This is a genomic window from Staphylococcus sp. HMSC036D05, assembly GCF_001836225.1.
GTDB classification, from domain to species: domain Bacteria; phylum Bacillota; class Bacilli; order Staphylococcales; family Staphylococcaceae; genus Staphylococcus; species Staphylococcus caprae.
The window spans coordinates 529,902-541,860 of sequence record NZ_KV827781.1 but is presented as its reverse complement, the minus strand read 5'-3'; the positions used below and the strand labels follow the sequence as shown (position 1 = coordinate 541,860).

The window sequence follows — 11,959 nt, the reverse complement described above, 5'->3', positions numbered from 1 at the left end:
TGTGCGCTCAGTTTTTTTACACCAATTTTGAGATTTTAAAAAATCAATTAAAAGCGTTTAGATTATGTAAATCACTTTTTAAACTGAAAATTAGGGGAATGGATAACGTAAAAGTTGTTGTAGGGAGGTTACTATGGACAAATTTAAATCAATGAAAAAATTGGAAAAAAAGACAATTGAAAATGAAGATTGGGAGATTGAAATTGAAGATAAAGACAGTGATGTTTCGATATTAGCTATTCATGGGGGTGGAATTGAACCTGGTACAACTGAATTGGCTCAAGTTATTGCTGAGAAAGGTGGGTATAATTACTTTTCATTCAAAGGTATCCGTAGTAAAGGGAATAATGAATTACATGTCACTTCCATTCATTATGACAACCAACAAGCTTTAGATTTAGTGAAAAAAAGTGAAAGAGCAATAACAGTTCATGGATGTAAGGGTGAAGAGAGCGTAGTATATATAGGTGGCGATGATTATCAACTTATTGATATTTTAAGTGAAACTTTACAAGATATAGGTATTAAAGTCGAAGGGGCGCCGCATACAATGGCTGGGACTCAAAATAGAAATATCACAAACCAAACTAAAAATGATGCAGGTGTACAATTAGAATTAACTTCTGAACTAAGAAAATCATTATTCGTTAATCATAAAAGTTCGCGTAAAAGTAGAGAAAATCGTGATAATTGGGGAGATTTAATGTATGATTTTGCTGACGCAACTTCTAAAGCAATTCAGCAAGTACAATGAAAAGTTAATAAAAAATGATACTTGCTTTCATCATGTTAAAATAGGATTGTATTAATATTTTAACGAAGAGGAGTGTTTGTATAATGAATGATACATTGATGAGCGTACAAATTGTTCCGCGAACGCCTAACAATCAAGATGTGATTCCATATGTTGATGAAGCAATAAAAATTATTGATGAATCAGGTTTGCATTATAGAGTTGGACCATTAGAAACGACAGTTCAAGGTGATATGAGCGAATGTTTAATCTTAATTCAAAAACTTAATGAAAGAATGGTTGAACTAGAATGTCCAAGTATTATTAGTCAAGTTAAATTCTATCACGTGCCTGAAGGTATTGAGATAGAAACGTTAACAGGTAAATATGATCAAGAATAAAGTTTTTCAATTAGTAGATTGAAAATGAATAAATATAATAAATTTGTGGCTAGAGCATGGAATTAATCTTTTTTAAGTTTGATTTCGCGCTCTTTTTTTATAAAATTTTTCAAAAGCATATGTCAGCGTCTTTTTGCACTTTAATCTTAAATTTAATATAATGAAATAATGATTATGGGCATATAGAAAGGATTTTTCAAAGTGAATGAAGAACAAAGAAAAGCTGGTACGATAAATATTTTAGCTGAACGTGATCGCAAAGCTGAAAAAGACTATAGCAAATACTTTGAACAAGTGTATCAACCGCCAAGTTTGAAAGAAGCAAAGAAACGTGGGAAACAAGAAGTACAATATAACAGAGATTTCCACATTGGTGAAAAATATAAAGGTATGGGTAACGGACGAACATTTTTAATTAAAACGTATGGTTGCCAAATGAATGCACATGATACCGAAGTCATGGCGGGGATATTGAAAGCTTTAGGTTATAGTGCGACTTCAGATATTAATCAAGCTGACGTTATTTTAATTAATACTTGTGCGATTCGTGAAAATGCTGAAAACAAAGTGTTTAGTGAGATTGGAAATTTAAAACATCTTAAAAAAGAACGCCCTGAGTGCCTAATTGGCGTTTGTGGTTGTATGTCTCAAGAAGAATCCGTAGTGAATAAGATTTTGAAATCTTATCAAAATGTAGATATGATTTTTGGTACACATAATATTCATCATTTGCCTGAAATTTTAGAAGAAGCTTATCTATCTAAAGCTATGGTAGTTGAAGTGTGGTCTAAAGAGGGCGATGTAATTGAAAACTTACCTAAAGTACGTGAAGGTAGCATCAAAGCTTGGGTGAATATCATGTATGGTTGCGATAAATTCTGTACATATTGTATTGTTCCATTTACAAGAGGTAAGGAACGTAGTCGTCGTCCTGAAGACATTATTAATGAAGTGAGAGAATTAGCTAGGGAAGGTTATCAAGAAATCACTTTACTAGGACAAAATGTTAACTCTTATGGTAAAGATATTGAAGGATTAGATTATGGTTTGGGTGACTTATTAGAGGACATCTCTAAAATTGATATTCCTAGAGTACGTTTTACTACAAGCCATCCTTGGGACTTTACAGATCGCATGATTGAAGTCATTGCTAATGGTGGTAACATCGTTCCGCATATTCACTTGCCAGTTCAATCTGGTAATAATGCTGTTTTAAAAATTATGGGACGCAAATATACTAGAGAAAGTTATCTTGACTTAGTAAGTAGAATTAAAAATGCTATTCCTGATATTGCTTTAACAACAGATATTATCGTTGGTTATCCTAATGAAACAGAAGAACAATTTGAAGAAACATTATCACTATATGATGAAGTTGAATTTGAACATGCATATACTTATCTGTATTCACAAAGAGACGGTACACCAGCTGCAAAAATGAAAGATAACGTTCCAACTGAAGTTAAAAAGGAACGTCTACAAAGATTAAATAAAAAAGTTGGAGAATATTCTCAAAAAGCTATGAGCCAATATGAAGGTGAAATTGTCACAGTACTATGTGAAGGTTCAAGTAAAAAAGATGATACTGTATTAGCTGGATATACTGCTAAGAATAAACTAGTAAACTTTAAAGCTCCAAAAGAAATGATTGGAAAACTTGTTGATGTGAAAATTGATGAAGCCAAACAGTACTCATTAAATGGAACTTTTGTTGGAGAACATCAAAGTGAGATGGTGGTTCAATAGTATGTATTCAAAAGAGGATATCTTAAAACATGCTGATACCCTTGCAAATCGAATTAATAATTTGGAGATTGTTAAAGATTACCAAACTATTGAAAACCAAATCCATAATAATAAAACGATTGAAAATAAGATGAAAAATCTTAAAAAGCAACAAAAACAATCCGTTAATTTTCAAAATTATGGTAAAGATAACGCATTTCAGCAATCAGAGGATCAAATTCATCATATTGAAGATGAAATTAATCAATTGCCAATAGTTGAAGAATTCAGGTCAGCACAATATGATGCCAATGATTTGCTGCAGATGATGATTAAAACAATGGAAGACCGACTTAATGAACATAATGAACGAGAACATAAAGAGTAAATTCTAAATGAGGAGTAAATGCTATGAAAGTAAGGAAATTGACTATAACCGCAATTTTGATAGCTATTAATATAGTACTTAGTAGTCTTATCGTAATACCATTAGGACCGATTAAAGCAGCACCCGTTCAACATTTTATTAATGTATTATGTGCAGTCTTTGTTGGACCATGGTATGGCTTAGCTCAAGCATTTATTTCCTCAATTTTCAGAGTGAGTTTTGGCACAGGTAGTGTGTTTGCATTCCCGGGAAGCATGATTGGGGTATTCCTTTCTAGTTTATTTTATATGTATAGAAAACATATCTTTATGGCAGCTGTGGGAGAAGTATTGGGAACCGGAGTAATAGGAAGTTTAATGTGTATTCCTTTAGCATGGTTTATGAATTTTGATAACTTTTTAGTTAGACCATTAATGATAGCATTTATAGTTTCAAGTGTTATAGGTTCTTTAATAAGTTATATATTACTTATTGTTTTGAAAAGACGTGGTCTATTGGATAAATTTAATAAGAAATGATTTATTTACAGGTACGCTTTATTAGTGAGGGGTTAAATATTGGGGTTTAAACAATTTTGTCTCATGTTAAAGCGTACTTTTTTATACACTTTTTTGGTTAAGCGAGTTGTATTTATATATGTTAAAATGTATGAGTTAAAAGCGTATGTAAAAAATATTAAAATAAGAAAAATATTTATAAATAAGGGTTGTGAAAATAGAAATGGCTAATGTAACACCAATGATGCAACAATATTTAAAAATAAAATCTGAATATGACGATTGTTTATTATTTTTTAGACTCGGCGATTTCTATGAAATGTTCTTTGAAGATGCGAAAGAAGCTTCAAGAGTTCTTGAAATTACTTTAACAAAGAGAGATGCTAAAAAAGAAAATCCTATCCCTATGTGTGGCGTACCCTATCATTCAGCTGATAGTTATATTGAGACATTAATCAACAATGGTTATAAAGTTGCAATATGTGAACAAATGGAAGACCCTAAACAGACTAAAGGCATGGTAAAAAGAGAAGTTGTTAGAATTGTCACGCCGGGTACGGTGATGGAACAAGGCGGCGTGGACGAAAAGCAAAACAATTATATTTTAAGTTTTGTTAAAGATGAAGTGTATGCATTAAGTTATTGTGATGTTTCTACCGGAGAACTTAAGGCTACTCATTTTCAAGATGAAGCAACATTACTGAATGAAATTACGACAATTAATCCTAATGAAATAGTTGTAAATGAAGAATTGCCAGAAGAATTAAAACGTCAAATAAGCATGACAACTGAAACAGTTACAGTACGTGAGAATATTTCAGAAATGCAGTATAACACTAACCAGTTAACTCATAATCAAATGTTCAAGTCCACACAATTATTGTTAGATTATATACATCATACTCAAAAAAGAGATTTATCACATATTGAAGAAGTAGCTGAATACGCAGCAATTGATTTTATGAAAATGGATTTCTATGCTAAGCGAAATTTAGAGCTAACTGAAAGCATTAGACTTAAATCGAAAAAAGGTACATTACTTTGGTTAATGGATGAAACAAAAACGCCAATGGGTGCAAGACGACTGAAGCAATGGGTTGATCGACCTTTAATTAACAAAAATCAAATTAACGAAAGATTGAACATCGTAGAGGAATTTATCAATCGTTTTATTGAGAGAGATACACTACGTAATTATTTAAATCAAGTTTATGACATTGAACGATTAGTGGGTAGAGTCAGTTATGGTAATGTGAATGCAAGAGACTTGATACAACTCAAACATTCGATTTCAGAAATTCCTAATATTAAAGCATTGCTCAACGAATTAGATGCTCAGACCACATCACAATTTAGTGATTTAGAACCCCTCGATGATCTTTTAGAACTTTTAGAGGAAAGTTTAGTTGAAGAACCACCTATTTCAGTCAAAGATGGCGGTCTATTTAAGACTGGATTTAATGAGCAATTAGATGAGTATTTAGAAGCTTCTAAGAATGGTAAAACTTGGTTAGCAGAGTTACAAGCGAAAGAACGTGCTCGAACAGGAATTAAGTCTTTAAAAATTAGTTTTAATAAAGTTTTTGGATACTTTATTGAAATTACTCGTGCAAATCTACAAGGGTTTGAACCTAGTGAATTTGGTTATAATCGCAAACAAACATTGTCCAACGCCGAACGATTTATAACGGATGAACTTAAAGAAAAAGAAGACATTATTTTAGGAGCAGAAGACAAAGCAATTGAATTAGAATATCAATTATTTGTTAAATTAAGAGAACATATTAAAACGTATACTGAAAGACTACAAAAACAAGCAAAAATTATTTCTGAATTAGATTGTTTGCAAAGTTTCGCAGAAATTGCTCAAAAATATAATTATGTACGACCTTCGTTTAGTGATGATAAAACTTTAAAATTAGAAAACTCTAGACATCCGGTTGTAGAGCGCGTGATGGATCATAATGATTATGTGCCAAATGATTGCAATCTAGACAATGACACATTCATCTATCTTATTACAGGGCCAAATATGTCTGGGAAATCTACGTATATGAGACAGGTTGCTATTATTAGTATCATGGCTCAAATGGGTGCCTATGTACCATGTGATTCTGCTGTATTACCTGTATTTGATCAAATCTTCACTAGGATTGGTGCTGCAGATGATTTAGTATCAGGTAAAAGTACCTTCATGGTAGAAATGTTAGAGGCGCAAAAGGCTTTAACTTATGCTACTGAGAATAGTCTAATTATTTTTGATGAGATTGGTAGAGGAACATCTACATATGATGGGCTAGCTCTAGCTCAAGCCATGATTGAATACGTCGCTCAAACTTCTCATGCTAAAACACTATTTTCAACGCATTATCATGAATTGACCACCTTAGATCAAATGCTTCCATGTTTAAAGAACGTGCACGTGGCTGCTAACGAATATAAGGGAGAACTCATTTTCTTGCATAAAGTTAAAGATGGTGCGGTCGATGACAGTTACGGTATTCAAGTTGCCAAACTTGCTGATTTACCAGAAGAAGTGATTAATAGAGCTCAAATTATACTCGATGAATTTGAACAAAAACCTTCAGATCAAATCATGCCTAATGAATTATCTCAAGATAATCATGAAGGTCGTCTTTCTACTAATGAAAGTAATAATTCTATTAATACTGAAAAAACAATAAATTCTAAAAATGATTTTGAACAAGCCTCATTTGATTTATTTGAAAATAGCGAACAACAAAGTGAAATTGAATTAGAAATTAAAAATTTAAACTTATCCAATATGACGCCTATAGAAGCACTTGTGAAATTAAGTGATTTACAGAAACAATTAAGATAGAGGTAGGTGTAAACAATGGGAAAAATAAAAGAACTACAAACCTCTTTGGCTAATAAAATCGCAGCTGGAGAAGTCGTGGAAAGACCAAGTTCTGTAGTTAAAGAATTGTTAGAAAATGCCATAGATGCTGAATCTACTGAAATTAATGTTGAAGTGGAACAATCTGGTGTTGCTTCAATTAGAGTAGTAGATAATGGGACTGGTATTGAACAAGATGATTTAGGCTTAGTTTTCCATCGACATGCAACTAGTAAAATAGATGCTGATGATGATTTATTTCATATCAGAACATTAGGATTTCGTGGCGAAGCTTTAGCAAGTATTTCTTCAGTGGCTAAAGTTACATTGAAAACGTGTACTGATAATGAAAATGGCTTTGAAGTATATGCAGAGAATGGAGAAATTATTGACAGTAAGCCAGCTAAAGCTAAAAAAGGAACAGATATTCTAGTAGAATCGTTATTCTATAATACGCCAGCACGTCTGAAATATATTAAAAGTCTATATACCGAATTAGGAAAGATTACAGATATAGTAAATAGAATGGCGATGAGTCATCCTGATATTAGAATTTCTTTAGTGTCAGATGGTAAAACTTTAATAAGCACGAATGGATCAGGGCGTACAAATGAAGTGATGGCAGAAATTTACGGTATGAAAGTTGCTAAAGACTTAGTTCACATTTCTGGAGACACAAGCGATTATCATCTTGAAGGTTTCGTAGCTAAACCTGAACATTCAAGAAGTAATAAGCATTATATTTCAATTTTTATCAATGGTCGGTACATTAAAAATTTCTTGCTAAATAAAGCTATTATCGAGGGTTACCATACGTTACTGACAATTGGGAGATATCCGATTTGCTACATTAATATTCAAATGGACCCTATATTAGTGGATGTCAATGTACATCCTACTAAACTTGAAGTACGTTTATCTAAAGAAGAACAGCTATTTGCTCTAATTGTAGAAAAAATCAGAGAGGCGTTTAAAGACAGAATATTAATTCCTCAAAATGATTTAGACCATTCACCTAAAAAGAATAAAGTTCTTGAATCATTTGAACAGCAGAAAATGGATTTTGAAAAAAGAAATAATTCTAATGCGTCTAATCAATCAGCTTCATCATATCAATCTTCTGAAAATGGATATCGTTCGGATAGCGATAATTCGGTAGTAAATGAAGATTCGGGCCAAAAATATGAATATGACAATTCGACGATTGATGTAGAAAATTCTAATTCTGATTCCTCTCACTATATACAACGTACGAGTGAAGATAATTACTTCCAAAATCAAAAAGATATTCTAAATGAAATTGAAAATGATCAATATAATGAATTAGATTCATCATCAGCAAAAGAAGATGATATTAAAGGCACTATAAGTAAATCGCCTCATCGCCGTGTTCCTTATATGGAAGTTGTTGGACAAGTACATGGCACATATATCATTGCTCAAAACGAAAATGGAATGTTTATGATTGACCAACACGCAGCGCAAGAAAGGATTAAGTACGAATACTTTAGAGAGAAAATTGGCGAAGTTACCAATGAAGTCCAAAATCTATTGATTCCGCTTACGTTCCACTTTTCAAAAGATGAGCAAATGATTATCGATCAATATCAAGACGAATTAGATAGAGTTGGTGTACATCTAGAACACTTTGGCGGACATGATTATATTGTAAATAGTTATCCTGTCTGGTTCCCTAAAGGCGATGCTGAAGAAATTATTAAGGATATGATTAATTTAGTATTAGAACATAAAAAAGTAGACGTTAAAAAAATACGAGAAGAAGTTGCAATCATGATGTCTTGTAAAAAGTCTATTAAAGCAAATCATTACTTGAAAAATAATGAAATGTCAGATTTAATTGATCAACTTAGAGAAGCTGAAGATCCATTTACTTGTCCTCATGGCAGACCGATTATTATCAATTTTTCAAATTATGAACTCGAAAAACTATTTAAACGAGTGATGTAGAGGAGCTGCTATCTTGAAAGAAAATATTTTGCCAGCGATCAGAAATATGAGAGATCTTGAAAGATTAACAAAGACAGATTATAAAGCTTGTGTATTATTAGATATGCACATTGGCCATTTGAAAAGTATAATGGAACTATTAAAACGTCAAGGTATAGCATGCTATATTCATATTGATTTAATAAAAGGTTTAAGTCATGATGAATTTGCGTGTGAATATATCATTCAACAATATAAGCCCAAAGGTATTGTTTCAACTAAAACAAAGGTTATTAGAAAAGCCAAATCTCTAAATACCTTAACAATCTTTAGAGTATTTATTATAGATAGTCAGGCGTTAACGAGAAGTATTGAATTAATCAAGAAAGTTGAGCCTGATTTCGTAGAAGTGTTACCCGGTATTGCAAGTAAAGCAGTGAATCAAATTCAAAAAGAAACTTCAACACCGGTAATTGCAGGCGGTTTAATTAATGATGAAAATGAAGTACAAGAAGCCGTTTCAAGTGGTGCGAAATATGTAACCACAAGCTATCAAAAACTTTGGTAAATGATAATAGTCAAAAAGGTGAGAGTGTGTGATATTTGAAAGGATCTACTCATTTTAAATATCGCACATTCTTTTTTTACTTTAAAATTTAAAATCAAAAATATAAATTTCTCGAAAATTTAGTTACTAGGATATAAATAAATGCTAGCTATATTTATAATTCTAAATACTAATTATGACAAATTTTTTACAAAGTCATTGACAACGCTTACAAGTCGATAGTAAAATTATATCAAGTTTAAAAGTTAATAATAGAACAGAGACTGGGAGATTTCTACAAGCTTAATATCGCTAACGTAGGGGTCTCTCTGTTTTTTGGGAGGAAATGATATGAATGCATATTTAGCAGAATTTTTAGGTACTGCAATTTTAATTCTTTTCGGAGGTGGCGTTTGTGCAAACGTTAATTTGAAAAGAAGTGCTGGCAACAATGCAGATTGGATTGTAATCGCTGCAGGTTGGGGTCTAGCCGTATCAATGGGCGTATATGCCGTAGGTAAATTCTCTGGCGCACATTTAAATCCAGCTGTTACAATTGCACTTGCAATGGATGGCGGATTCAGTTGGGCACAAGTTCCTGGTTATATTGTTTGCCAAATGTTAGGTGGTATCGTCGGTGGTGCACTTGTATGGTTAATGTATTTACCACATTGGAAAGCTACTGAAGAGCCAGAAGTCAAATTAGGCGTGTTCTCTACAGCACCTGGAATTAAAAACTATTTTGCTAACTTCTTAAGTGAAATTATTGGTACAATGGCTCTAACTTTAGGTATATTATTCATCGGTGTTAATAAAATTGCTGATGGATTAAATCCACTTATTGTAGGTGCTTTAATTGTAGCAATTGGTTTAAGTTTAGGGGGACCTACAGGTTATGCGATTAACCCTGCTCGAGATTTAGGTCCTCGTATTGCACATGCTATTTTACCTATCGCAGGTAAAGGTCATTCTAACTGGTCATACGCTATTGTGCCTGTATTAGGTCCAATTGCTGGTGGTATGCTGGGCGCTGTGGTTTACGAAGTGTTTTATAAACAAACATTTAACGTGAGTTGTGCAGTTGGAATCGTCTTAGTTGTTATTACTTTAGTATTAGGATTAATTATTAATAAATCCTCTAAAAAAGGTGACATCGAATCTATTTACTAATTGATAGGGATAATTGAAGGATAATTTTAAAATATCGGGATTAAATTACCTCAATTTTGTGTATAGATGTAATGGTTGATACTTTATTAATGAAATTTTAAATTACAACTTTACTTTATTACTTATTATTAATTACATCAAAAGGAGTCAAAACCTATGGAAAAATATATTTTATCAATCGATCAGGGAACTACAAGTTCACGTGCGATTCTTTTCAACAAAGATGGAGAAATTAAAGGTGTTTCTCAACGTGAGTTTAAACAACATTTTCCACAATCAGGTTGGGTAGAACATGATGCAAATGAAATTTGGACTTCTGTGCTGTCAGTGATGGCTGAAGTAATGAATGAAAATGACATTCAAGCTAACCAAATTGAAGGGATTGGTATTACAAATCAACGTGAAACGACTGTTGTTTGGGATAAGAATACAGGACGTCCAATTTATCATGCAATCGTATGGCAATCTCGTCAAACACAAGATATTTGTACAGAATTGAAAGACCAAGGATACGAAGAAACATTTAGAGATAAGACTGGTCTATTGTTAGATCCATACTTTGCAGGTACTAAAGTGAAGTGGATTCTTGACCATGTTGACGGTGCAAGAGAAAAAGCTGAAAATGGCGATTTACTATTTGGAACAATTGATTCTTGGTTAGTATGGAAATTATCTGGTAAAGAAGCACATATTACTGATTATACAAATGCAAGTCGTACATTAATGTTTAATATTCATGATTTAAAATGGGACGATGAACTATTAGAAATTTTAGATGTTCCAAAACAAATGCTTCCAGAAGTTAAAGAATCTAGTGAAATTTACGCCAAAACTATCGATTATCACTTCTTTGGACAAGAAGTTCCTATTGCAGGTATTGCAGGTGACCAACAAGCAGCATTATTTGGTCAAGCTTGTTTCGACCGTGGTGACGTGAAAAACACTTACGGTACAGGTGGATTCATGTTAATGAATACTGGTGAAGAAGCGGTTAAATCTGAAAGTGGTTTATTGACAACAATTGCGTATGGTCTTGATGGCAAAGTCAATTATGCACTTGAAGGTTCAATCTTCGTTTCAGGCTCAGCAATTCAATGGTTGCGTGATGGTTTAAGAATGATCAATTCTGCACCTCAAACCGAAAATTATGCTTCACGTGTAGATTCAACTGAAGGTGTTTATATGGTTCCAGCATTTGTTGGTTTAGGTACGCCATATTGGGATTCAGATGCAAGAGGTGCCTTCTTTGGTTTAACACGTGGTACTGAAAAAGAACATTTCATCCGCGCAACATTAGAATCACTATGCTATCAAACTCGTGATGTTATGGAAGCAATGTCTAAAGACTCAGGTATTGAAGTTCAAAACTTACGTGTCGATGGTGGCGCAGTTAAAAATAACTTCTTAATGCAATTCCAAGCTGATATCGTAAACTCAGCAGTTGAAAGACCAGAAATTCAAGAGACTACAGCATTAGGTGCTGCTTATTTAGCAGGATTAGCAGTAGGATTCTGGGACAATAAAGAAGATATCAGAGAACGTTGGAAACTTGAAACTGAGTTTGAACCAAAAATGGAAGAAGAACAACGTACTAAGTTATACAAAGGCTGGAAAAAAGCTGTAGAAGCAACACAAGTATTCAAACTAGAAGATTAAGCAAAAATTTTGAAGTAAGCGTGAGCATTAAATGG

The 11,959-nt window shown here is 32.8% G+C and carries 10 protein-coding genes; all 10 read left to right on the top strand.

What is annotated here, in order from left to right; translation table 11 throughout:
• The first annotated feature begins 133 nt into the window (after positions 1 to 133).
• Positions 134 to 754: a poly-gamma-glutamate hydrolase family protein gene (locus tag HMPREF2580_RS07190; RefSeq protein WP_070831568.1), complete on the top strand. Its 621-nt coding sequence runs from the start codon at positions 134 to 136 to the stop codon at positions 752 to 754.
• Positions 755 to 837: 83 nt separating this feature from the next.
• Positions 838 to 1,134 (top strand): thiamine-binding protein, encoded by a 297-nt coding sequence (locus HMPREF2580_RS07185; protein ID WP_002442618.1) that lies wholly within the window; start codon positions 838 to 840, stop codon positions 1,132 to 1,134.
• Positions 1,135 to 1,335: 201 nt separating this feature from the next.
• Positions 1,336 to 2,880, top strand: a complete 1,545-nt coding sequence (miaB, locus tag HMPREF2580_RS07180; RefSeq protein ID WP_070831566.1) for a tRNA (N6-isopentenyl adenosine(37)-C2)-methylthiotransferase MiaB — start codon at positions 1,336 to 1,338, stop codon at positions 2,878 to 2,880.
• Between the two features lies 1 nt (position 2,881).
• Positions 2,882 to 3,247 (top strand): YlbF/YmcA family competence regulator, encoded by a 366-nt coding sequence (locus HMPREF2580_RS07175; RefSeq protein ID WP_070831564.1) that lies wholly within the window; start codon positions 2,882 to 2,884, stop codon positions 3,245 to 3,247.
• A gap of 23 nt (positions 3,248 to 3,270) precedes the next feature.
• A complete protein-coding gene (gene thiW, locus HMPREF2580_RS07170) occupies positions 3,271 to 3,765 on the top strand; it encodes an energy coupling factor transporter S component ThiW (RefSeq protein ID WP_002442623.1) in 495 nt (164 codons plus the stop codon).
• Positions 3,766 to 3,967: 202 nt separating this feature from the next.
• Positions 3,968 to 6,586 carry a DNA mismatch repair protein MutS gene (mutS, locus tag HMPREF2580_RS07165; protein ID WP_070831556.1) on the top strand — a complete coding sequence of 873 codons (2,619 nt, stop codon included), beginning with the start codon at positions 3,968 to 3,970 and terminating at the stop codon, positions 6,584 to 6,586.
• Between the two features lie 15 nt (positions 6,587 to 6,601).
• Positions 6,602 to 8,572 (top strand): DNA mismatch repair endonuclease MutL, encoded by a 1,971-nt coding sequence (gene mutL / locus HMPREF2580_RS07160; protein ID WP_070831553.1) that lies wholly within the window; start codon positions 6,602 to 6,604, stop codon positions 8,570 to 8,572.
• 13 nt (positions 8,573 to 8,585) lie between these two features.
• Entirely contained in the window at positions 8,586 to 9,119 is a 534-nt protein-coding gene (locus HMPREF2580_RS07155; protein ID WP_037541419.1) for a glycerol-3-phosphate responsive antiterminator, read from the top strand.
• A gap of 330 nt (positions 9,120 to 9,449) precedes the next feature.
• Entirely contained in the window at positions 9,450 to 10,268 is an 819-nt protein-coding gene (locus HMPREF2580_RS07150; protein ID WP_037541420.1) for an MIP/aquaporin family protein, read from the top strand.
• 156 nt (positions 10,269 to 10,424) lie between these two features.
• Positions 10,425 to 11,924, top strand: a complete 1,500-nt coding sequence (gene glpK, locus HMPREF2580_RS07145) for a glycerol kinase GlpK (protein WP_002442632.1) — start codon at positions 10,425 to 10,427, stop codon at positions 11,922 to 11,924.
• Positions 11,925 to 11,959: the final 35 nt, after the last annotated feature.